A 21,432-nucleotide genomic window follows, 5' to 3' on the forward strand; every position below is an offset into this window, starting at 1 on the left:
GACTATTTTCTTTCTATCTCCCCACCTCTTTCAGCAAAAAGTAATAAGTGTGCAATTGAAACTGATCTATCAGAAATTTTTTCTAATTTTCTTAATGAAGTTAGAATATCAAAGTACTCTTTTGATAAATCTAAATTTTTAGCAATTAGTTTTAATATATTTTTTTCTATCATTGAGTATAAATCATCAGTTTTACTCTCTTCTACTACAACTCTTTGATATTTTTCTTCAATATGATTTACAGTAGACTCTTTAATAATCGATATTGATGTTTGAAGAGAAAGTAGTGTTGATTTTAATAAAGGAATTGCATATTCTAAAATTGTTTTAGTATTTAAATCTTCACTAAAAGAAGTTCTAAATATTTTTATAAAACCTTTTGTATTTCCCCCAGCTCTTACTAATTCATTTGTAATTTTAAAATAAGATACTAACTCTCTTAAATCTCTTGCTTCTGGTTGATATAAAGCAAGTGCTGTTACAATTGAATTGTCTATATTGTTTGAACTAATTGTAAGTTTTTTTAATGATAACTCTGCATCTTTTAAAGCCTTGAAATCTTCATCTTTTAGAGCTTTTAAAGCTGCATTTAATGATTCGATTACCACATTACCTATTTCTAGCAATTCATTTTGAATTTGCTCTCTTCTTGTCTCATAAACTTTTAACATCATTTAAGCCTTCCCATTGTGTATAACATCTATTTTGTCGCACATTATAGTTTATAATAATTACAAGATGATTACATTTTAAAATGAAGCACTTATAGGTCTATCTAAATTCTTTGAGTATTTTTTCATTACATTTAAAGTGTAGTCAAAATTTGCTTTTTTTGAATTACTTGAAATCTCAATGATAGCACAAGAACAAGATAAAAGTTCAAATATTCTATCTTCACCAAATCTATCTTTTCCTTTTATATGACCATTTTTCTTATCTGTTTCACTGTATAAGTTTTTCACAGACCATCTAAATTCATCTAATGCCTCTTTTGTAGTTAGGTAAACCTCTTCTATATCATTATTTTTTATACCTATAAAAAAGTCATCTCCACCAATATGTGCTATAAAAGTGTCACTAGGATATTTTTTTTGTAAAAGTTCTGAAAATAAAAGTATTGCTCTATCACCTTGCCTAAATCCATATGTATCATTAAAAGGTTTGAAATTATCAAAATCAAAATATAAAATATGTGATTTATAAATATTCTTATTCTCTAAACTATTGTAAATAAATCGTTCGATTTGATTATTACCTGGTAGTCTTGTTAGTGGATTTTGGTTTTCTGCAATTTCTAAAGTTCTTTTATGGGATAGTTGCAAAAGAGATCTTAAATCAATAAATCCATGGTATTTATTTGCTTTTGTAATAAATATCCCAGATGAGTTTGGGTCTTGATTAAAAATTTGTAGGGCTTTGTCAATTCCCCATGATGCTTCTATTGAAATAACAGGCTTAACATATTTACTTATTTTAGAACTGTATGATTTATTTTGTGCTAGGGCTAATCCATACTGTGAGTATGAAATTTGTTTAATATCAACTTCATAAATTACACCAATAAAGTTATCATAATCGTCTATTATAGGAACAAAACTACTGTGTGTGTAATCTTTAAAGTATAAAAATAAAGAGTGCAAAGATGAATCAATATTAATAGGAACAATATTTTGAATAAATTCTTGTTCTATTGGGGCATTGTCATCTGCTCTTTTTTCAGTTAGTAAGTATTTGACTATATCTTTATATATTGGCTTTATTTCATCAATTTGTGTAGTTGGTTTTTGTACGAAAAAACCTTGAATAAAATCTGCCCCAATATTTTTACATGTGTAAAACTCTTTTAGTGTTTCAACACCTTCTGCGACAACTTTCATTCCCATAATATGTGCCATATTTATAATAGATGAACAAAATAGTCTTTTTTTAGCATCACCATTGATATTTTCTATAAAAAATCTATCTATTTTTATTATATCTGCTTGTGAGAAATATAATAGTTTTAAACCTGAAACTCCAACTCCAAAGTCATCAATAGCAATATTATAATTACTACTATTGTAATTATGTATCATATCAATTAGGTCATTTTGCTCTTCTAATGTGCCTCGTTCACTTAATTCAAAACAGATTATACTTTTAGGTAGGTTGTATCTTTTTAAGATCTTTTTTGTATTACCTTTAGTATAGTTTTTCGCATGAATAGTTCTATTATCAAGGTTATAAAAAAGTTGTAAGTTTTCAATACTTATTCTCGAAAATTTTTCAATTGCTTTTTCTCTTAGAAGTAGGTCAAACTCATACAAGTAGTTTTCTTTATAAGCTAAATCAAAAATATCATGAATATAGTTTATATTTGGTATTTTCTCTACATTTCTAAGTAGTGCTTCAACTGCAAAAATTTTACCAGAATGAGCATGTATAATAGGCTGAAAAGCGTAATCGAGTTTTTCAACAATTGAATTCCATTTTATTTTCATATTTTAATCCTATTTATAGCCTTTTCTCTAATCGTTCGCGTAAAAAAGATAAAGGGCTATAACTAAAATCAAAAAAAGTTATAACTCTCTTTTTAATTTTTCAATTTTTGGAATATTTTCATTACTGTATTTTAATAGGTGAAAGTGTAGTTTAAAATGATTACATTTTGATTACGAAAGTAGATAAAAAAGTGAAACTAATGGATTATAATCCATTAGCCTCAATTGCTTTTGATTGTGCATCTGTGATTAATGGGTCTATGATTTCATCAAATACTCCATCATTCATAACTGCTTCAAGTCTGTATAATGTTAGGTTAATTCTATGGTCACTTATTCGGCCTTGTGGGTAATTATAAGTTCTAATTCTACCACTTCGGTCTCCAGTTCCAACTTGCTCTTTTCTGCTGGCACCTTCTGAGTCCATTTTTTCTTGCATTTGAATGTCATAAAGTCTAGCTTTTAAAACTTTCATTGCTTTATCTTTATTTTTATGTTGAGATTTTTGGTCTTGGTTGGTTACTACAAGTCCTGAAGGAATATGCGTAATTCTAACCGCAGAGTCTGTTGTATTTACAGATTGTCCACCATTTCCACTAGCTCTCATAACATCAATTTTTAAATCACCTGGATCAATTTCAACTTCAACATCATCAACTTCTGGCATAACTGCCACAGTAATTGCTGAAGTATGAACTCTTCCTTGAGATTCTGTTGCGGGAACTCTTTGAACTCTATGTGTTCCACTTTCATATTTTAGTCTTGAATAAACCTGTTCACCTTTAAATAAAGCTACGATTTCTTTGTATCCACCTGCTTCATTCTCACTTTGGTTCATTATCTCAACTTTCCACCCTTTTAGTTCCGCATATCTTAAGTATGCTCTAAATAGGTTTCCTACAAATATTCCTGCTTCGTCCCCACCTGCACCAGCTCTTAATTCTATAAAAATATTTTTATCATCATTAGGATCTTTAGGTATCATAAGAACTTTTATTTCTTCTTCAATAGCAGGTTTTCTAACCTCTAAATCTCTAAGTTCCTCTTTTGCTAATTCACCTAATTCTGGATCATCATATAACAATCTGTTATCTTGAATATCCTTTAATACACTTATATATTCTTTAGCTTTATTTACGATTGGTTCAATTGCTGACTGCTCTTTTGAAAGTGAAGTCATCCTTTTTATGTCTGAAGAGATATCTGGAGAAGCTAATAATCCATTAATCTCCTCATATCTATCAATAAATAGTTGTAATTTATCTTGTAACATATTTTATAGTATGTATAAGCAAATAAATAAAATTAACTACCATATTTTTATGATAGTAAAATTTTATTAAAGTGCGTTAACTTTAACTTGTAGTCTACTAACTTTTCTAGCAGCAGTTCCTTTTTTAAGGATACCTTTTGCAATACAATGGTGCATGTATTTATTAGCAGTTTTCATAGCAACAGTTGCTTTTTCTTTGTCATTAGCCTCAACTGCAGATAATACATCTTTAGTTATGTTTTTAATTCTTGTTTTATAAAATCTGTTTCTCTCAGTTTTTACTAACGTTTGTTTAGCTCTTTTAGCCGAAGATTTGTGGTTTGCCATTTTTAACCTCTTTATAATTTTTTTAAGGCTAGAATACTAGCCAAATAACTTTAAAGTAAGTTTAAATTAAGTTTAATTTTAGGATTTTTCATGAAACTATTTGGTACTGATGGTGTAAGAGGACAAGCGGGGTCATTTTTAGATGCAATGACTGTAATGAAACTAGCAATGGCTGCTGGAATATTTTTTAGAAAACATTCATATACAAACAAAATTTTAGTAGGAAAAGATACTAGAAGAAGTGGGTATATGATTGAAAATGCACTTGTATCAGGACTGACGGCCGTAGGATATGATGTTATACAAATAGGACCAATGCCAACTCCTGCTATTGCATTCTTAACAGAATCAATGAGATGTGATGCTGGAATTATGATATCTGCTTCACATAATCCTTTTGAAGATAATGGAATCAAGTTTTTCGATCATAATGGAAATAAGCTAGGACTTGATTGTGAAAAAGCAATTGAAGAACTATTTTTTGACGAAGAAGCGATAATTCAAGCTCAAAAAACAGGAAAAGAAATAGGGGCATCAAAAAGAATTGATGATGTTATTGGAAGATATATTGTATCAATTAAAAGTTCATTTCCAAAAGATTTAACATTAAGTGGTCTAAGAATTGTTCTTGATTGTGCAAATGGTGCAGCTTATAAAGTAGCACCAACAATCTTAGAAGAACTAGGAGCTGAAGTATTTACAATAAATGCAAAACCAAATGGATTTAATATCAATGAATTAAGTGGTGCAATGTATCCAGAAAATGTTGCAAAAGTTGTAAAAGAAGTGAGAGCTGATATTGGATTGGCATTAGATGGAGATGCAGATAGACTTGTTGTAATAGATGAAAATGGTGATACTGTTGATGGGGATAAACTATTAGGTGCCTTATGTGTCTATCTAAGCAGTAAGGGACTTTTAAAAGGTGAAGCTTGTGTTGCAACAGTTATGAGTAATAAAGCCTTAGAGGACTACCTAGACTCATTTGATTTAAAACTAAATAGAACAGATGTTGGTGATAAAAATGTTTTAGTAAATATGAAAGAAAATCATATCAATTTTGGAGGAGAGCAAAGTGGACATGTTATTTTCTCTGATGTTTCAAAAACAGGAGATGGTCTTGCAACTGCACTTCAAGTATTATCATATGTTTTAGAAAGTGGTAAGAAAGCTAGTGAGGCTTTAAATAAATTTGAACTTTATCCACAAGTGTTAAAAAACATAAAAGTAAATGAAAAAATCCCATTAGATAAAATTGAAGGTTTGAAAGAACTTCAAGCAGAAATCAAATCAAAGGGAATGAGAGATTTAATTAGATACTCTGGAACTGAAAATAAATTAAGAGTTCTAATAGAAGGTCGAGATAAAAAGTTAGTAAATGAATATATGGATAAATTAATAGAGTTTTTAACTAAAAAATTATGAATAAAAAATTAATTGTTTCACTAGTAATTTTTGTATTATTAGTTTTAATAGACCAAGCTATTAAATATGGTTTTGTATTTTTAAATTTTGGTTTTGAAAGTGATTGCATATCTTTAGTTCTTGCATACAATTATGGTGTTGCATTTTCTATGTTTGAATTTTTGAGTGAATATTTAAAATTTATACAATTAACACTTATAGCTTGTATAGTGATTTATTTATACTTAAATAAAGAAGTGTTTTTAAAATATTATATTCCTATTTCAATACTACTTGCTGGGGGTTTGTCTAATATTTTAGATAGATTTACTTATGGAGCAGTTGTTGATTATGTTTATTGGCATTGTGGTTTTGATTTTGCTATATTTAATTTTGCAGATGTAATTATTGACTTTGCTATTGCAATAATTTTATATATGCAGTATAAACAATATAAAGAAGATAAAAAAAGAGCTTAATAGAGTTTTTGAAAGCTAAACAGATTTTAGCTATAATCGAGCAAATTAAAAAAGATAAGTTTAATAAAGAGAGAAAAGATGGGTCAAACAATTACAGAAAAGATTTTTAGCGAACATGTAGGACATGAAGTTTACGCAGGTGAGATTGTAAGAAGTCCAATTGATATGGTTATTGGAAATGACATTACAACTCCTATTTCTATTAGAGCATTTGAAGAGGGTGGTTTTGAAAAACTAGCAAATCCAGATGGTTTTGCAATAGTACTTGACCACTTTATTCCTGCAAAAGATATTGCATCGGCAAATCAAGCAAGAATTTCAAGAGACTTTGCTGAAAAACATGATTTAAAACTATTTTTTGATGAAAAAGACATGGGAATCGAGCATGCACTTTTACCAGAAAAAGGATTAGTATTACCAGGTGATGTTATTATTGGTGCTGATTCACATACCTGTACACATGGTGCATTAGGTGCATTTAGTACAGGAATGGGGAGTACTGATATATCTTTTGGAATGATTACTGGTGGAAACTGGTTTAAAGTACCTGAGTCTATTAAAGTAGTATTCAAAGGAAAACCAGGTCCTTATATTACTGGAAAAGATTTAATCTTAGAGATTATTAGAATACTTGGAGTTGATGGAGCTTTATATAAAGCTTTAGAATTCACAGGTGATTCAATTAAATATTTAAGCATGGATGATAGATTCTCTTTATGTAATATGGCTATTGAAGCAGGGGCTAAAAATGGTATTGTTGCATATGATGAAGTTACAAAAGAGTTCTTAGATAGCAGAGACAGTTTAAGAGCTGAACCTAAAATTCATTATTCTGATGATGATGCAACATATTGTCAAGAGATTGTTATAGATGTAGAATCTTTAAATCCAGTAATTGCATATCCCTTTTTGCCATCAAATGGACATAGTGTAAATCAAGCTGTTGAAGATAATATTAGAGTTGACCAAGTATTTATTGGAAGCTGTACAAATGGAAGATTATCTGATTTTAAAGTGGCTGCCCAATTACTTGAAGGTAAAAAAGTTGCAAGACATGTAAGACTTATCTTAACTCCAGGAACTCAAAAGATACTAAGAGAAGCTACAAAACTTGGATATATTGATACTTTAGTTGATGCAGGTGGAGTTGTTTCTAATCCTACTTGTGGAGCATGTTTAGGTGGATATATGGGAATCTTAGGTGATGATGAGGTTTGTATTTCTACTACAAATAGAAACTTTGTTGGAAGAATGGGATCTCGAAGTTCAAAAATATATTTATCAAATACTGCCGTTGCAGCTGCAAGTGCAATAAGTGGATATATTACAGATCCTAGAAGTTTATAAATGATAACACCACAATTTGATATACCTTGCGTAATCCTTTGTGGTGGGAAAAGCTCACGAATGGGAGAAGACAAAGCACTTCTTCCTTTTTCTAATTACAACACTCTTACTCAATATCAATTTGATAGATTAAAACCCCATTTTAAAGATATTTATTTATCTTCAAAAACTAATAAATTCGATTTTTTAAAAAGTCATGAAAATATTATATATGACAATATTAGTGATGAAAGTTCACCTTTGATAGCTTTAAAAAGTATTTTAGAAACTGTAAAATCAGATAAAGTATTTGTAATAACTGTAGATACTCCTTTTGTAAAAATTGACTCAATTGAGAAATTAATAGATGAAAGTTTGAGTAATAGTACAATTGCAACAACATCAAGAGAGCATAATTTATGTGGAGTTTATAATAAGGCTTGCCTGCCAATAATAAATGAAATGATAAAAGAAAATAATCATAAAATAGGCTTTTTACTAAAAAAAATAGAACTTAAAAAAATCGAGTTTTTTGATGAAAATGAATTTTTAAATTTAAATAAAAAAGAAGATTACCAAAAGGCACTTTCTCTTATATAAGAATTGTCCATAAAAAAAGGGGTTTGAAATTAATCAAACCCCTTTTTTATTTTTGCAAATTTAAAATTATTTTGCTAATGCTGCTTTAGCTGCTGTTGCAACTGTTGTAAATGCTGCTGCATCATTCATTGCCATATCAGCTAATATTTTTCTATCTAGTTCAATTCCAGCTAATTTAACACCGTTCATGAATCTTGAATAGTTGATATCATTTAATCTACAAGCTGCATTAATTCTGATAATCCATAGCTTTCTAATATCTCTTTTTTTCTGTCTTCTATCTCTGTATGCATATACTAAAGATCTTTCTAATTGTTCTTTTGCTTTTCTAAAGTGTTTGCTTCTACCTGCGAAGAAACCTCTTGCCGCTTTTAGAACTTTTTTATGTCTTCTTCTTCTAACTATACCAGTTTTAACTCTAGGCATTTTATTCCTTTCTTAACCATATATTTGTTTAATATTGGTGTCGGCTTTTGCCGAACTTGTCCACATGCTTGTGGAGGGACTTGTAATTAAATCTAATTAATTACGCTTTACACAACATTCTTCTAACTCTTGTAGCATCAGTGCTATCAATAGTTTGAGGTCCTCTTAATGCCACTTTTCTTTTTCTTGACATTTTTGTTAAGATGTGACTTCTAAATGCTGAACCACATTTAATTGAACCATTTTTTTTCACTTTAAATCTCTTTAAAGCTCCACTAACTGATTTCATTTTAGGCATGGATTTCTCCTTTCTTAAATTTGCATTCTTCTTCGATATTAGAAAAAGTTTGTGATTATAGTAAAAATAAGCTTTAGATAAGTTTAAGTTAGTTTGAAGTTTTTGTAGAAAGAGGAATTATCTCTTTCTACTTAAGTGGAAATTAGTCTTTTTTAGGAAGAACCATCATGTTTACAAATCTTCCTTCAAGTTTTGGTTCAGAATCTCTATCCCCATAATCTTCTAGCATAGGCCATACTTTTTCAAGTACTTCTGCTCCAGCTTCAGGATGAGCCATCTCTCTACCTTTTAGAAATACTCTACATTTTACATGAAATCCTTTTTCAAGGAATTCAATTGCATGTTTAACTTTATAGTTAATATCATTTTCAGCAATTTTAACAGAAAATTTCACTTCTTTTAGAACAATCACTTTTTGATTTTTTCTAGCTTCTTTTTTCTTTTTTTCTTGTTGATATTTGAATTTACTATAATCCATTATTTTTGCAACAGGTGGTTTACCTTCTGGCGCAATTAGAACTAAATCAAGACCTTGTTCATCCGCAGTTTTTAAAGCATCTGCTGTTGAGATGATACCATAGTTAGTACCATCGTCACCCATACATCTAACTTCCTTAGCTGTAATGTCGTCATTCATTATAACATCGTCTTTTTTATTTCCTCGACTCAAATTTCACTTCCTTTATTAATTTCATTTAACATTTGGATAAATTCATCTTTACCCATGTTTGATTGTTCTCTTTTTCTTCTATCTCTTAGTGCTACAGTTTTGTTTTCAACTTCTTCATCTCCAATTACTACAATCATTGGAACTCTTTGTTTTTCTGCCATTCTGATTCTTTTGTTTAAACTTTCATTCATACTGAAAATTTTAGAATCGATGCTATTTTGTAAAAGCTCTTTTTGTAGCTCTTTTGCATACTCATTATGAGTATCCGCAATTGGTACAAAAATAACTTGTGTAGGAGCAATAACAAATGGAAACTCACCTGCACAGTGTTCTGTTAATATACCAATAAATCTTTCAAAAGAACCTAAAATGGCTCTATGAATCATAACTGGTTGTTCTTTCTCACCTTTTTCATTGATAAATTCAGCATTGAATCTTGAAGGTAAGTTCATATCAACTTGAACAGTTCCACATTGCCATTTTCTTCCAATAGCATCTAGAATTTTAATATCAATTTTAGGACCATAAAATGCTCCACCACCTTCATCAATACCATATGTGATATTGTTTTCATCAAGTGCATCCATGATACCTTTTGTAGTTTTTTCCCAAAAAATATCATCACCGATTGCTTTTTCTGGTTTTGTAGAAACTTCGATTTCATATTTAAAATCAAATAGTTTAAGTAATGCATCAACGAATTCTAAAACTTCAAAGATTACTGATTTTATTTGATCTTGTGTACAAAATATATGTGAATCATCTTGAGTAAATTCTCTAACTCTAAATAATCCATGCATTGCACCACTCATCTCATGTCTATGAACAACCCCATACTCAAAAAGTTTTTTTGGTAGGTCTTTATATGATACCAAATTATTTTTGAATATTTGAATATGTCCAACACAGTTCATTGGTTTGATACCATATTCTTGTTCATCAATAGTAGTAAAATACATATTCTCTTTGTAGTTTGCATAGTGACCTGATATTTTCCACATCTCAGATTTTAAGATTTCTGGACCACGAACTGGTTCATATCCTCTTATTCTATGAGCTTTGTATAAGATATGCTCTAATTTTGATCTAAGTCTTGCCCCATTTGGTAGCCACATAGGAAGACCTGCTCCTACTTCATCACTAAATGTGAAAAGTTCAAGTTCTGTTCCTAGTTTTCTATGATCTCTTTTTTTAGCTTCTTCTAACATTTTCACATAATCAAAAAGTTCTTGTTTATCAAAAAATGCAATACCATAAATTCTAGTAATCATCTCATTTTTTTCATCACCACCAAGATAAGCACCAGCTACTCTTGTTAGTTTAAAACTTCTTATCATTCTAGTATTTGGTAAATGTGGACCTCTACATAAATCCTCAAAATCACCTTGTTTGTACATCGTCAGAGTCTCATCTGTAATTCTTGATAATACAGCTTGTTTTAGTTCATCACTATTAAATTTTTGTGAAATCTCTTCTCTTGATGCTTCGAATCTTTCAATAGGTAGTTTAGCATTTGCTAACTCTTTCATTTTCTTTTCAATTTTAGGTAAGTCTTCATCTGATATTTTTGATTCAACTTTAAAATCATAGTAAAAACCTTCACTTACAACAGGTCCTACAAAAAATTTAGCTTCTGGATATAACTCTTTGATAGCTTGTGCCATAAGATGGGCACATGAGTGTCTTAAAATCTCTAAAGATTCTTTAGAGTTATCGGCTTTTATTACCTCTCCTTGAATATTCAAAGCTTCCGCAGTTTGAAGGTCATAAATTTGACCATCATTTAATACGCCAATCGGTTCCAATAATTTCCTTTTTCATTAAGTTTTTTATAAAATTTATATATTTTAACTTAATTAGACTTAAAAAACTTTAGAGTTGTGCTTATTTAGAATACTTTAGATAAAATTGTGTATGATTATTAACTTATCTAAAATAAAAACAGAAGCACTCTTACTCTTATGTAAGGACATTATAACATCTTATGAAAATATTGAAGATGAAAAATTTGAAATTGATGATGAAATAAATATTTATATAAAAGATACTTCTAAAGATATTTTAAAAGAGTTAAAAAGAGTTACAAAAGAAAATGACTATTATTTAAATAATAAAAATTCATATACAATTTCTGCCATATTGCAAGCTTATAATTTTTTAAATTTAGAGTTATCAAAGGAGTTAAAAGAAGGTGTATCTTTCAATCCCTCTATGCTTTATATATCGCTTTTATCGATGTGGTTTAAGGAGCTAGGAAAAGAATCAAAATCAAAAGAATATATCTATTTTTTGCTATATCCTTATTCTATAACTTATGATAAATTATTATTAAATATAAAAGATGAGAAATTTAAAGTTTTAAATATAAAAATGATAGATATAGCAGAACGAGTAATTTTAAAATATAACAAATACACACTAAAATAAATTGGAACCAAATGAAATATTATGCTATAAAAAATATTGTTGAATATTTAAATGCAAATTGTAAAATAATAAGACAAATAAGAAGAGTAGAAAACAACACTATTTTTATTGAGTTTAATGACAGAAATGTAATATATTTTGATATGGCAAAAAGCAATAGCTTAATATATAAAAAAGATGAAAAGATTTCATCACAAAAAGATTTTATCGCACCTTTTGATACTATTTTACAAAAAAGATTTAATAACTCAAGAATAAAAAATATTACTATGCACAATGATGATAAAATTATTCGAATTTATGTAAATTCAAAATCTTCATATAAAGAATTAACTACAGTTTTACAGTTTGAATTTACAGGGAAACATACAAATATCATCATTTTGGATGAAAATGAAATAATACTAGAAGCCCTAAGACATATAGATGAGTTTAGCTCTTCTAGGATTGTAAAAGTTGGTGAAAAATTAGATGAAATACCAAAACAAACTTTTATACCTAAAATGGAAGAGATAAAAGATACAGAAGAGTTTTTACTTAATAATTATCTTGAAAAAGAACAGAGTTCTTTAACCAGTTTAAAAAAACAAAAAATATCACAAATAGAGAAAAACCGTACTAAATTATTAAAAGTGTTAAAAACTTTGCCACAAAAAGATGAATTAGAAAAAGAATCACAACTTTTATACGAAAAAGCAAATTTGATTTTGAGTAATTTACATCTAATAAAACCATATGAAAAAAGTGCAAAACTAAATAATTATGATGGAAGTGTTGTAGAAATTGATTTAAGTGAATGTAGTAATCCTTCTATTTATGCAAATAGCCTTTTTAAAAAAGCAAAAAAACTAAAACAAAAAAGTTTGCATATTTCTATAGAAAAAGAGAATTTAGAAAAAAAATCTGAGTTTTTAAATAGAATGATTTCAAATATAAAACTTTGTAAGTCTATTGATGAAGTAGAATTTTTACTTCCAAAAAAACAAAGAAATCAAACAAAAACAAAAAAGCAAGAGCCATTTGAGAGTTTTTTCTTCGATGGATACAGAATACTTCTAGGAACGGATGAGCGTTCAAATATATTTTTACTTCAGAATTCAAAAGCAAGTGACTTTTGGTTTCATATGCAAAGTACAAACTCTTCACATGTAATAGTACAAAATACGAAAAAGACACTACCCATAGATGTTATATATAAAGCAGCAGAATTATGTGTAAAATTTTCAACAGATTTTAGTGGGAAATATTTAGTTGATTTTACTCAAAGAAGAAATGTAAAAGTTCAAAATGGGGCAAATGTTTTATATAATCCCTATGATACAATCGATGTACATATTTAAATAAAATAGACTCAAAATAAGCCTTAAAAAGTTTATTTACAAAATAGAAAGAAAACTTAAGATAAAATATGAAAAAATCAAAGGTTTTCAATGTATGAGTTAATTTCTTCAAGTTCAACGAGAATAAAAACAGCACTTGTTTTATTTGCCGTATTTATTCTAGTAAGTTATATAAATACTATGTTTGTAACTTGGCTTTTTCTTGGTGCTTTTATGATCGTGGGTATTGATGAAGCGATGAATCTTTTCAAAGTAAAAGATTCAACAGTCTTTCAATATGCCGCTATTACTTGGATTATCGCTTATTTTTATCCTTATCCTGAAATATTAGTTTTAATAGCTTTAGTAATTTTTGCTTCTAATTTAGCTTATAAAAGAGATATGGATAAAAAAGTATTTCTTCCTTTCTTATATCCACTTATCTCATTTCTAACACTTTTAACTTTATATAATGAGTATGGAATAGGAGTTCTTTGGTGGATGTTATTTGTGGTAGCTTCTGCTGATGTTGGAGCTTATTATGTAGGTCGTGCTTTTGGGAAAACAAAATTTTGTGAAACAAGTCCAAATAAGACTCTAGAGGGTGTAGCTGGAGGTATCATTTTAGCAGCTATTTTAGGTCCAATATTTGCAATTGATGGAATAACTTATATGGGGACTTTAGTTATTTCTATAGTAGTTGCTATTTCATCTATTTTTGGTGACTTATTTGAAAGTTATCTAAAAAGAGAAGCAGATGTTAAAGATAGTGGAAGTATTTTACCAGGTCATGGTGGAGTATTAGATAGAACAGATGGTTTCTTATTTGCTTCTGTTGTGATGTTAGTTTTATTAAGAGCTATACTTTGATAATATTAGGAAGTACTGGTTCTATTGGAGTTAATACTCTAAATATCGCACAAAAATTTAACCTAAATATCGATGTTTTAGTTGCAGGGAAAAATATAGATTTACTAAATATTCAAATAAAACAGTTCAATCCAAAAACCGTAGTAATCGCTTCAAAAGATGATATTTCAAAAGTAAATCATACAAATGTATCTTATGGAGAAGAAGCAATTTTAAATGCAATTGAACAATCAGATGCAAAAACAGTTGTAAACTCACTTGTAGGATTTTTGGGATTAAAACCTACACTTAAAGCAATCAAATGTGGTAAAAAAGTAGCTTTGGCAAATAAAGAATCACTAGTAGTAGCTGGTGCTTTTATAGAGCAAAATAATCTTATACCAATAGATAGTGAACACTTTGGACTTTGGTACTTATTACAAGATAAAAAAATAGATTCTATGACAATAACTGCTAGTGGTGGATCATTTAGAGATTATCCATTAGAGAAGTTAAAAAATGTATCTATAAAAGAGGCTTTAAACCATCCAAATTGGTCAATGGGTAATAAAATCACAATAGATAGTGCAACCATGACAAATAAGGTTTTTGAACTACTTGAAGCAAAATGGCTTTTCGATACAACAAAACTAGATGCAATAATAGAGACAAAATCGTTAATTCATGCACTTATTAATTTTGCTGATGGAAGTACAACAGCTCACATAGCAAATGCAAATATGCAACTTCCTATCTCATATGCTGTTTTAGGAAAAGTTGATGAAAATATACTTAAACATATAGATTTAGTAGAAGTTGGAACTTTAGAATTTAAAAAAATAGAAGAGCAAAGATACCCAATCTGGGGAATAAAAGATGAAATTCTAAAAAATCCCAATTTAGGTGTAGTAATAAATGCTGCAAATGAAGTTGCAGTTTCAAAATTTTTAAATGAAAAAATAGGATTTTTAGATATCTCAAAAATAACCCTTGATGCAATAAATCATTTTCACAATGTAAATCCAAGCTCATTAGAAGATATCTTTGCTTGGGATAAAGAAGTTAGGGCTTATTGTGAGTCTTGATTTAATGATTCCCTTTGGAATACTTTTAGTTTTGGTTGTGTACTTAATCTTTACAAGAACAAAATTTGAAAAAGAGACAATTAAAGAATATGAAGCAAAGTTTGAAAACTGGAAAGTTCATGCAAAGCCAGAAGAGAAAGAAGTTCAAGAGTCAAAAAAAGAGTTAGTTGGACTTGTGTTTAAAAAAAATGGTAAAATAGACATAGAACTTTTTGATGAACTTACAAATGATAGAATTCAAAAAGGAAAATTTAACTCAAAGATAAGAGAATGAAATATTTACTACTCATAATATCGTTAATAGCAGTTTTAAATGCAGCCTCTTTACATAGAGACAATGATAGAAATATCGTAATAGATGATGCAAATAAATTAGTTTGGATGGATAGTGAACTAAATGTTACAACTTATCTAACTCATCCAGATGCGCAAGATTATTGTGATAAGTTATCTTATGCAGGCTTTGATGATTGGCGTTTGCCAGATATTGAAGAGTTTGCTCTAATAGTTGATAAAAAAAATACCAAAAAAAATATAAATAGAGCTTTTAAATATAGTCTAAGTGACGGTTATTGGGCAAGTACAGCTCACTGGAGAACTTTGTGGTTTTATGCTGATTATATGTATTTTGTAAGTGGAACAGCATATTATGATAGTAGACACAAACTAAAATTAGTTCGATGTGTAAGAAGTAAATAAAAAAGGTAAAAAGTGAATAAAAGAGTTTTGATATTACATGGTTTGGGAGGAAGTGATTTCCCCCATTGGCAAGCACACTTAGCAAGTGACTTGATAAAAGATAATTATATTGTATCTTTTCCTGCTTTTCCAAGTAGAGATAACCCTGATTTAAGTGAGTGGAAAGAGTTTTTAAAAAAAGAAATTAAACATTTCAATCCTGATATTATAGTTTGTCACTCTTTGGCAAATATACTTTGGTTTCATACTTGTAGTGAACTTGACATAAGTCTTGATAAACTAATGTTAGTAGCCCCTGTTAGTAGAAATAGAATCGTAAAAGAAGCACAAAGTTTTTATCCATATCCTATTGTAAAAGATTTAAAAGCAAAAGAGATAATAATGGCAGCTTCAACAAATGATCCATATATGGAAATAGAAGAAGCAATAAAATTACAAACAGAGTTAAATGTTGGTATGAAAATAATGGAAAATGCAGGACATATAAATGCAGCTTCTGGATTTGGAAAACTTGACTGTGCACTAGATTGGATAAAAAGAGAAGAGATTTGTGAGGAAAATGCTAAATGATTCTTAGTATCGAATCTTCTTGTGATGATAGCTCTATAGCCATAACTGAAATAGATACAAATAGACTTGTTTATCACAAAAAGATATCCCAAGAACTTCAACATAGTGTTTATGGTGGAGTTGTACCTGAACTTGCTGCAAGACTTCATGTGGAAGCTTTACCCAAAATACTTGAAGAGTGCAAAGAATATTTCCCAAAACTAAAAGCAATCGCAGTTACAAATGCCCCAGGACTATCTGTTACACTTATGGAAGGTGTAACTATGGCAAAGGCTTTGGCTATCTCTTTAAATCTTCCTTTAATAGCTGTAAATCATCTAAAAGGACATATTTATTCACTTTTTATTGAAAAAGATTCAATTTTGCCTTTAACTGTGCTTTTAGTTTCTGGTGGACATACGCAAATTATAGAAGTGAACTCTTTAGTTGATATGAAAATCTTAGCTAGTACTATGGATGATAGTTTTGGTGAGAGTTTTGATAAAGTTGCCAAGATGTTAGACTTAGGTTATCCAGGTGGTCCTGTTATTCAAGAACTCTCTTTTAATGGAGATGCTCAAAAGTTTGATTTTCCCGTACCTCTTAGACAAAGTCCTAAAATAGAGTTTTCATATTCAGGTTTAAAAAATGCAGTTAGAGTTGAGATAGAAAAACAAGGAACTTTAAGTGATGAGATAAAAGCAGATATTTGTGCTTCATTTCAAGAAACAGCAGTTGAGCATATCATGCAAAAATTAAAAAAACTTTTCAAACAAAATGCTCCTAAAAACTTTGCAATAGTAGGAGGGGCAAGTGCAAACACTTGCTTAAGAGGTGAGGTTGAAAATCTTTGTGGGAAATATGGAACAGCTTTGATGTTAAGTGAACTTAAATATTGTAGTGACAATGCAGCTATGATAGGAAGAGTCGCAGTTGAGCAATATAAAGTGAGTGATTTTATATCTATAAATGAACTTGATGTTCAAACAAGAGTAAAGGTATTTTAGAGGTGACAATATGATATTTGAAATGGGTGCAAAATTAGGTGGCGATAGTTTTGATACAAAAAAAGAAGGTAAGAAAAAAAAGCCATCAAATAAAATAGAGCCAAAAAATTCTCATCAATTGGTATTTACCTATGAAAAAAGAAAAGGTAAACCAGTTACTTTAGTGGGTAGGTTTTATGTAAGTGAAGATGAGAAAAAAGAGGTACTAAAACTTCTAAAGAAAAAGCTTGCCTGCGGTGGAGCTATTAAAGAAGAGTGGATAGAGTTACAAGGTGATGTAAAACAAAAAATAATAGAAATCTTATCAAAAGATGGATGGAAATTTAAAAACAAATAAAGAAGTATGCCATGAAAAAAGTATTTGATGAAGTTGGAACTTTAGATAAAAGATGTTACGAAGAGTTTGGTTTAACAGAAGATATACTAATGGAACATGCTGCATCTAGCATGGCAAGATTTTGTGAAGATAAGTTTGAAGATGAAAGTACAGTTCTTATTGTCTGTGGTCCTGGAAATAATGGAGCTGATGGGATAGCCTTAGCTAGACTTTTATATAAAAAATTTGATGTAAAGCTTTATCTTCCTTTTGGTGCAAAATCTCAAATGGCACAACTACAAGAAAAAAGAGTAAAACTTTTAGGAATAGAAGAGATAAACTTTGTATGTAGCTGTGATGTAGTTGTTGATTGTTTATTTGGCAGTGGCTTAAATAAGGATTTAGATGAGGACTCAATTGAACTATTAAAAAGAGTAAATTATTTAGATGCTTATAAAATAGCTTGTGATATTCCAAGCGGAATTAATACTTTAGGACAAATACAAAGTGTGGCTTTTAAATCTGATACAACTATTACTATGGGAGCATATAAGAACTCTTTATTTAGTGATAATGCTAAGAATTATGTGGGTGAGATAATAGTAGCCAACTTAGGCGTTCAAAGGGAAGTTTATGAAGCTAAAAGCAATACTTTTTTATTAGAAAAATCTGATATGAAACTTCCTTTTAGAAAAGATAAAAATTCGCATAAAGGAACTTTTGGTCATGTTGGTATTATCATGGGTGAAAAGTGTGGGGCAGGTAGAATAGCTTGTGATGCTGCTTTTAAATTTGGCGCTGGTTTAGTAACTGCTGTTTGCCACAAAGAGTTGAACTTGCCATATCATATTATGCAAAGTCATTTTTTACCTGAAAACTGTACAGCAGTAGCTCTTGGTATGGGACTTGGAAATTATGAGATTGAAGAGATAAGAAGTATTTTAGCTCTAAAAATCCCAAAAGTTATAGATGCTGATTTATTTTATGAAGAGTTACTTCTTGAGTTTTTAAATAAAGAGCTTGTTTTAACTCCACACCCAAAAGAGTTTTGTGCACTTTTAAAACTTTGTAATATTGCTGATATTAGTGTAAATACTTTACAACATGATAGATTTAAATATATAGAGATGTTTACAAAAAAATATGTAAATGTCACTTTACTTTTAAAAGGTGCAAATACGATTATCGCAAAAGCTGAAAAAAGGTATATAAATAATCATGGCACACCAAATTTAAGCAAAGGTGGAAGTGGAGATGCTTTATCTGGACTTATAGTTTCACTTTTAGCACAAGGTTATAACTCTTTAGATGCAACAATAACTGCATCCTTGGCACATAGTTTTGCAGCAAGTAATTTTGCTAAAAACTCTTATGCCTTAACACCACAAGATATTATCGATGAGGTTACAAAATTATGAAAATATGTATTATTCAAACAACATGTAAAGATATCCAAGAAGCTAAAACTATAGCAAAAATTTTACTTGACAAAAAACTTGCAGCTTGCATACAAATAAGCAGTATTGAGTCTTTGTATATTTGGAATGATGAACTTTGTGAGGATAAAGAGAAGCTTCTTTCAATCAAAACTAAAAAGAAAAACTTTAAAAAAATCCAAAGGGAAATAAAAGAAAATCATAGCTATGATTTGCCTGAAATTATATCTATTGATATAGAAAATGTTAGTAAAGAATATAAAAATTTTATAGGAGAAAATACGAAATGAGTGATATTTTAAAAATTGGTAATTATGAATTTAATAGTAGATTAATAGTAGGAAGTGGTAAATACAAAGATTTCCAAACTACAAAAGATGCAACACTAGCAAGTGGAAGTGAACTAATTACTGTAGCTATTAGAAGAGTTAATATTATGAATCCAAATGAAGAGAATTTATTAGATTATTTTAAAGATACAAATGTAAAACTTCTACCAAATAGTGCAGGGTGTTTCACAGCAGATGAAGCAATCACAACATTTAGACTTATGAGAGAAGCTACTGGAATAGACTTGATTAAACTTGAAGTTATAGGTGATGCACAAAAAACTCTATATCCAGATGTAATAGAGACAATTAAAGCTTGTGAAATCTTAAAAAAAGAGGGTTTTACAATTATGGCATATACAAATGATGACCCAATCATTGCAAAAAGATTAGAAGAAGCAGGAGCTGATGCAATTATGCCATTAGCGGCACCCATAGGAAGCGGTCTAGGGATTCAAAACAGATATAACATAGCATTTATCAAAGATGCAGTAAAAGTTCCTGTAATCGTTGATGCAGGTGTTGGTTGTGCAAGTGATGCAGCGATTGCTATGGAATTAGGAGCTGAAGCTGTTTTAACAAATACTGCAATTGCAGGGGCAAAAGATCCAATAGCAATGGCAGAAGCTATGAAGTATGCAGTACTTGCTGGAAGAATGGGTTATAAAGCGGGAAGAATCCCTAAAAAACCTTATGCAACAGCTAGTTCACCTATTGATGGATTGATTCAATTTTAGGGTCTGAAACTAAAAATTAGCTAAAATTGAGAAATTTGTACACATTTCTCAATTTTACTCTTGACAAATGTTTAAAAACTTAATATAATTCCGTCCACTTTTCGAAAGATTAGTGTTGTTTCGGGGCGTAGCGCAGTCTGGTTAGCGCACCTGGTTTGGGACCAGGGGGCCGGAGGTTCGAATCCTCTCGCCCCGACCATTTTTTAAATTGGTAGGTATAGCTCAGTTGGTTAGAGCATCTGGTTGTGGTTCAGAGGGTCGTGGGTTCGAGCCCCATTACTTACCCCATTTTTATTTTTAAGTGCTTCCTTAGCTCAGCTGGATAGAGCAACGCCCTTCTAAGGCGTAGGCCAATGGTTCGAATCCATTAGGGAGTACCACTTTTAGATTTTTGTTAAATTAACATCAATCTTTTTTTTTGTCTTATTTAGACGCTTATGTGCGCGGATGTGGTGAAATTGGTATACACGCCAGACTTAGGATCTGGTGCCGCAAGGTGTGAAGGTTCAAGTCCTTTCATCCGCACCATCTACTTTAAAATAAATTCAATATTTATAAGCTCTTTAATTTTTAAATACTCCCTTGGGACTTTAATCTTAATTTTACTTTATATAATATTTACTTAGCGCGGAATAGAGCAGTCCGGTAGCTCGTCGGGCTCATAACCCGAAGGTCGTAGGTTCAAATCCTGCTTCCGCAACCAAAACAATAATACAAAGATTTAATACCCTAATTTAGATTTTTAAAATTAAATAAAAAATGAAAGGAATACATGTCAATAACGAACATAAAATTAACAGATAAAGTTGAAGTTTTTATTAGATTAATACAAAATAACGAAAACATAAAAGATGCTTGTAGCAAAGCTGGAATAAAAATATCTACTGCTTCAAAATTAAACCCCTCAAAGTAAAAAAATACTAATTCAAATGTAAATTAATTATGTACATTGGTTCAATGATAAATAATCATTAAACTAATAGTATTTAATTACTTTGTGATAGTTATTTAATAAATCTTTTTTCAATCTCATCAGAACTTAGTTCTATATTCTCTTCATTTAAAAAGCCATAATAATAAGTATCATTTTTATCATTTACTTCGATTATTAAGATATTTTCATCAGAGTGATTTTCTACAAATTTTTCTATTGCTTCTAGTGTTGAGTTTTTCCAATATTTTTCTATCTCGTCATTATTTCCTGCATCAAAAAATAAGCAATCTTCACACATTGAGAATAAGTAATTTCCTGCACCTTCGTATATCTCAAAAGAGTTATTATCATTATCAAGTTTTTCATTTGTAAAAGGGCAGTATAAACTAAACTTTTTGTTTTCATTTGATTTAAGGGTGATTTTATTCATAATATATCCTTTATATTTGATTTTTGAATTAT

Annotated in this window: 26 protein-coding genes and 5 tRNA genes; 22 read left to right on the top strand and 9 right to left on the bottom strand. The window is 29.6% G+C overall.

Annotated elements, in window-relative coordinates:
• Nucleotides 1-2: 2 nt before the first annotated feature.
• From LXN10_RS08100 to rpsT, 4 genes are all read right to left on the bottom strand, one after another.
• On the bottom strand, nt 3-671 hold the full coding sequence (locus LXN10_RS08100; protein ID WP_375722549.1) for a phosphate signaling complex PhoU family protein: 669 nt from the start codon (nt 669-671) through the stop codon (nt 3-5).
• A gap of 78 nt (nt 672-749) precedes the next feature.
• Nucleotides 750-2,480: a GGDEF domain-containing protein gene (locus LXN10_RS08105; protein WP_375722550.1), complete on the bottom strand. Its 1,731-nt coding sequence runs from the start codon at nt 2,478-2,480 to the stop codon at nt 750-752.
• Between the two features lie 205 nt (nt 2,481-2,685).
• A complete protein-coding gene (prfA, locus tag LXN10_RS08110) occupies nt 2,686-3,753 on the bottom strand; it encodes a peptide chain release factor 1 (RefSeq protein ID WP_375722551.1) in 1,068 nt (355 codons plus the stop codon).
• 66 nt (nt 3,754-3,819) lie between these two features.
• On the bottom strand, nt 3,820-4,080 hold the full coding sequence (gene rpsT, locus LXN10_RS08115; protein ID WP_129100925.1) for a 30S ribosomal protein S20: 261 nt from the start codon (nt 4,078-4,080) through the stop codon (nt 3,820-3,822).
• Nucleotides 4,081-4,170: 90 nt separating this feature from the next.
• On the opposite strand from rpsT, the gene glmM reads away from it, so the two are divergent.
• The 4 genes from glmM to mobA all read left to right on the top strand — a co-directional run bounded on the left by glmM (nt 4,171) and on the right by mobA (nt 7,889).
• Nucleotides 4,171-5,505 carry a phosphoglucosamine mutase gene (gene glmM / locus LXN10_RS08120; RefSeq protein ID WP_375722552.1) on the top strand — a complete coding sequence of 445 codons (1,335 nt, stop codon included), beginning with the start codon at nt 4,171-4,173 and terminating at the stop codon, nt 5,503-5,505.
• Nucleotides 5,502-5,963, top strand: a complete 462-nt coding sequence (lspA, locus tag LXN10_RS08125) for a signal peptidase II (RefSeq protein WP_375722553.1) — start codon at nt 5,502-5,504, stop codon at nt 5,961-5,963. The genes glmM and lspA overlap by 4 nt, the downstream gene beginning before the upstream one ends.
• 78 nt (nt 5,964-6,041) lie before the next feature.
• Complete coding sequence (locus LXN10_RS08130; protein WP_375722554.1) at nt 6,042-7,310, top strand: 3-isopropylmalate dehydratase large subunit; 1,269 nt, start codon at nt 6,042-6,044, stop codon at nt 7,308-7,310.
• Nucleotides 7,311-7,889 (top strand): molybdenum cofactor guanylyltransferase MobA, encoded by a 579-nt coding sequence (gene mobA / locus LXN10_RS08135; RefSeq protein ID WP_375722555.1) that lies wholly within the window; start codon nt 7,311-7,313, stop codon nt 7,887-7,889.
• Between the two features lie 66 nt (nt 7,890-7,955).
• On the opposite strand, the gene rplT is transcribed toward mobA, so the two are convergent.
• From rplT to thrS, 4 genes are all read right to left on the bottom strand, one after another.
• Nucleotides 7,956-8,315 (bottom strand): 50S ribosomal protein L20, encoded by a 360-nt coding sequence (gene rplT / locus LXN10_RS08140; protein ID WP_013134114.1) that lies wholly within the window; start codon nt 8,313-8,315, stop codon nt 7,956-7,958.
• A gap of 100 nt (nt 8,316-8,415) precedes the next feature.
• Entirely contained in the window at nt 8,416-8,613 is a 198-nt protein-coding gene (gene rpmI / locus LXN10_RS08145; RefSeq protein WP_013134115.1) for a 50S ribosomal protein L35, read from the bottom strand.
• 142 nt (nt 8,614-8,755) lie between these two features.
• On the bottom strand, nt 8,756-9,250 hold the full coding sequence (gene infC, locus LXN10_RS08150) for a translation initiation factor IF-3 (protein WP_164969761.1): 495 nt from the start codon (nt 9,248-9,250) through the stop codon (nt 8,756-8,758).
• A 29-nt stretch (nt 9,251-9,279) separates the two neighbouring features.
• Nucleotides 9,280-11,088: a threonine--tRNA ligase gene (gene thrS, locus LXN10_RS08155; RefSeq protein WP_375722556.1), complete on the bottom strand. Its 1,809-nt coding sequence runs from the start codon at nt 11,086-11,088 to the stop codon at nt 9,280-9,282.
• A 109-nt stretch (nt 11,089-11,197) separates the two neighbouring features.
• Here thrS and LXN10_RS08160 point away from each other — a divergent pair, with 109 nt between their 5' ends.
• The 18 genes from LXN10_RS08160 to LXN10_RS08245 all read left to right on the top strand — a co-directional run bounded on the left by LXN10_RS08160 (nt 11,198) and on the right by LXN10_RS08245 (nt 20,949).
• A complete protein-coding gene (locus LXN10_RS08160; protein WP_129100932.1) occupies nt 11,198-11,710 on the top strand; it encodes a hypothetical protein in 513 nt (170 codons plus the stop codon).
• 11 nt (nt 11,711-11,721) lie between these two features.
• Nucleotides 11,722-13,050: an NFACT RNA binding domain-containing protein gene (locus LXN10_RS08165; protein ID WP_375722557.1), complete on the top strand. Its 1,329-nt coding sequence runs from the start codon at nt 11,722-11,724 to the stop codon at nt 13,048-13,050.
• Nucleotides 13,051-13,140: 90 nt separating this feature from the next.
• On the top strand, nt 13,141-13,899 hold the full coding sequence (locus LXN10_RS08170; RefSeq protein WP_375722558.1) for a phosphatidate cytidylyltransferase: 759 nt from the start codon (nt 13,141-13,143) through the stop codon (nt 13,897-13,899).
• Nucleotides 13,896-14,963: a 1-deoxy-D-xylulose-5-phosphate reductoisomerase gene (gene dxr / locus LXN10_RS08175; RefSeq protein WP_375722559.1), complete on the top strand. Its 1,068-nt coding sequence runs from the start codon at nt 13,896-13,898 to the stop codon at nt 14,961-14,963. The genes LXN10_RS08170 and dxr overlap by 4 nt, the downstream gene beginning before the upstream one ends.
• Nucleotides 14,953-15,237 carry a hypothetical protein gene (locus tag LXN10_RS08180; RefSeq protein WP_375722560.1) on the top strand — a complete coding sequence of 95 codons (285 nt, stop codon included), beginning with the start codon at nt 14,953-14,955 and terminating at the stop codon, nt 15,235-15,237. Before dxr ends, LXN10_RS08180 begins: the two co-directional genes overlap by 11 nt.
• A complete protein-coding gene (locus LXN10_RS08185) occupies nt 15,234-15,662 on the top strand; it encodes a DUF1566 domain-containing protein (protein ID WP_375722561.1) in 429 nt (142 codons plus the stop codon). Before LXN10_RS08180 ends, LXN10_RS08185 begins: the two co-directional genes overlap by 4 nt.
• A gap of 12 nt (nt 15,663-15,674) precedes the next feature.
• Complete coding sequence (locus LXN10_RS08190; protein WP_375722562.1) at nt 15,675-16,232, top strand: RBBP9/YdeN family alpha/beta hydrolase; 558 nt, start codon at nt 15,675-15,677, stop codon at nt 16,230-16,232.
• Nucleotides 16,229-17,218, top strand: a complete 990-nt coding sequence (tsaD, locus tag LXN10_RS08195; protein ID WP_375722563.1) for a tRNA (adenosine(37)-N6)-threonylcarbamoyltransferase complex transferase subunit TsaD — start codon at nt 16,229-16,231, stop codon at nt 17,216-17,218. Before LXN10_RS08190 ends, tsaD begins: the two co-directional genes overlap by 4 nt.
• A gap of 10 nt (nt 17,219-17,228) precedes the next feature.
• Nucleotides 17,229-17,555, top strand: coding sequence for a translation initiation factor SUI1 (locus LXN10_RS08200; RefSeq protein WP_375722564.1), 327 nt, complete (start codon nt 17,229-17,231; stop codon nt 17,553-17,555).
• A gap of 11 nt (nt 17,556-17,566) precedes the next feature.
• Nucleotides 17,567-18,952, top strand: a complete 1,386-nt coding sequence (locus tag LXN10_RS08205; RefSeq protein WP_375722565.1) for an NAD(P)H-hydrate dehydratase — start codon at nt 17,567-17,569, stop codon at nt 18,950-18,952.
• Nucleotides 18,949-19,260: a divalent-cation tolerance protein CutA gene (gene cutA / locus LXN10_RS08210; protein ID WP_375722566.1), complete on the top strand. Its 312-nt coding sequence runs from the start codon at nt 18,949-18,951 to the stop codon at nt 19,258-19,260. The genes LXN10_RS08205 and cutA overlap by 4 nt, the downstream gene beginning before the upstream one ends.
• Nucleotides 19,257-20,036: a thiazole synthase gene (locus tag LXN10_RS08215; RefSeq protein WP_375722567.1), complete on the top strand. Its 780-nt coding sequence runs from the start codon at nt 19,257-19,259 to the stop codon at nt 20,034-20,036. Before cutA ends, LXN10_RS08215 begins: the two co-directional genes overlap by 4 nt.
• A gap of 121 nt (nt 20,037-20,157) precedes the next feature.
• A tRNA-Pro gene (locus LXN10_RS08220) sits at nt 20,158-20,235 on the top strand.
• 12 nt (nt 20,236-20,247) lie between these two features.
• Nucleotides 20,248-20,324: transfer RNA gene (locus tag LXN10_RS08225), tRNA-His, on the top strand.
• A gap of 15 nt (nt 20,325-20,339) precedes the next feature.
• Nucleotides 20,340-20,416, top strand: a tRNA-Arg gene (locus tag LXN10_RS08230).
• 63 nt (nt 20,417-20,479) lie between these two features.
• Nucleotides 20,480-20,564 (top strand) — tRNA-Leu (locus LXN10_RS08235).
• Between the two features lie 98 nt (nt 20,565-20,662).
• Nucleotides 20,663-20,739: transfer RNA gene (locus LXN10_RS08240), tRNA-Met, on the top strand.
• A gap of 69 nt (nt 20,740-20,808) precedes the next feature.
• Nucleotides 20,809-20,949, top strand: a complete 141-nt coding sequence (locus LXN10_RS08245) for a hypothetical protein (protein ID WP_164969762.1) — start codon at nt 20,809-20,811, stop codon at nt 20,947-20,949.
• Between the two features lie 91 nt (nt 20,950-21,040).
• On the opposite strand, the gene LXN10_RS08250 is transcribed toward LXN10_RS08245, so the two are convergent.
• Nucleotides 21,041-21,400, bottom strand: a complete 360-nt coding sequence (locus LXN10_RS08250) for a hypothetical protein (protein ID WP_375722568.1) — start codon at nt 21,398-21,400, stop codon at nt 21,041-21,043.
• Between the last annotated feature and the right edge of the window lie 32 nt (nt 21,401-21,432).

Source organism: Arcobacter iocasae (genome assembly GCF_042214795.1).
GTDB lineage: Bacteria > Campylobacterota > Campylobacteria > Campylobacterales > Arcobacteraceae > Arcobacter > Arcobacter iocasae.

Excerpts from the sequence above, each read along its gene's own strand:
- LXN10_RS08100 (WP_375722549.1), bottom strand. The coding sequence starts at position 671 with ATGTTAAAAGTTTATGAGACAAGAAGAGAGCAAATTCAAAATGAATTG.
- LXN10_RS08105 (WP_375722550.1), bottom strand. The coding sequence starts at position 2,480 with ATGAAAATAAAATGGAATTCAATTGTTGAAAAACTCGATTACGCTTTT.
- prfA (WP_375722551.1), bottom strand. The coding sequence starts at position 3,753 with ATGTTACAAGATAAATTACAACTATTTATTGATAGATATGAGGAGATT.
- rpsT (WP_129100925.1), bottom strand. The coding sequence starts at position 4,080 with ATGGCAAACCACAAATCTTCGGCTAAAAGAGCTAAACAAACGTTAGTA.
- glmM (WP_375722552.1), top strand. The coding sequence starts at position 4,171 with ATGAAACTATTTGGTACTGATGGTGTAAGAGGACAAGCGGGGTCATTT.
- lspA (WP_375722553.1), top strand. The coding sequence starts at position 5,502 with ATGAATAAAAAATTAATTGTTTCACTAGTAATTTTTGTATTATTAGTT.
- LXN10_RS08130 (WP_375722554.1), top strand. The coding sequence starts at position 6,042 with ATGGGTCAAACAATTACAGAAAAGATTTTTAGCGAACATGTAGGACAT.
- mobA (WP_375722555.1), top strand. The coding sequence starts at position 7,311 with ATGATAACACCACAATTTGATATACCTTGCGTAATCCTTTGTGGTGGG.
- rplT (WP_013134114.1), bottom strand. The coding sequence starts at position 8,315 with ATGCCTAGAGTTAAAACTGGTATAGTTAGAAGAAGAAGACATAAAAAA.
- rpmI (WP_013134115.1), bottom strand. The coding sequence starts at position 8,613 with ATGCCTAAAATGAAATCAGTTAGTGGAGCTTTAAAGAGATTTAAAGTG.
- infC (WP_164969761.1), bottom strand. The coding sequence starts at position 9,250 with ATGAATGACGACATTACAGCTAAGGAAGTTAGATGTATGGGTGACGAT.
- LXN10_RS08160 (WP_129100932.1), top strand. The coding sequence starts at position 11,198 with ATGATTATTAACTTATCTAAAATAAAAACAGAAGCACTCTTACTCTTA.
- LXN10_RS08165 (WP_375722557.1), top strand. The coding sequence starts at position 11,722 with ATGAAATATTATGCTATAAAAAATATTGTTGAATATTTAAATGCAAAT.
- LXN10_RS08170 (WP_375722558.1), top strand. The coding sequence starts at position 13,141 with ATGTATGAGTTAATTTCTTCAAGTTCAACGAGAATAAAAACAGCACTT.
- LXN10_RS08185 (WP_375722561.1), top strand. The coding sequence starts at position 15,234 with ATGAAATATTTACTACTCATAATATCGTTAATAGCAGTTTTAAATGCA.
- tsaD (WP_375722563.1), top strand. The coding sequence starts at position 16,229 with ATGATTCTTAGTATCGAATCTTCTTGTGATGATAGCTCTATAGCCATA.
- LXN10_RS08200 (WP_375722564.1), top strand. The coding sequence starts at position 17,229 with ATGATATTTGAAATGGGTGCAAAATTAGGTGGCGATAGTTTTGATACA.
- LXN10_RS08205 (WP_375722565.1), top strand. The coding sequence starts at position 17,567 with ATGAAAAAAGTATTTGATGAAGTTGGAACTTTAGATAAAAGATGTTAC.
- cutA (WP_375722566.1), top strand. The coding sequence starts at position 18,949 with ATGAAAATATGTATTATTCAAACAACATGTAAAGATATCCAAGAAGCT.
- LXN10_RS08215 (WP_375722567.1), top strand. The coding sequence starts at position 19,257 with ATGAGTGATATTTTAAAAATTGGTAATTATGAATTTAATAGTAGATTA.
- LXN10_RS08245 (WP_164969762.1), top strand. The coding sequence starts at position 20,809 with ATGTCAATAACGAACATAAAATTAACAGATAAAGTTGAAGTTTTTATT.
- LXN10_RS08250 (WP_375722568.1), bottom strand. The coding sequence starts at position 21,400 with ATGAATAAAATCACCCTTAAATCAAATGAAAACAAAAAGTTTAGTTTA.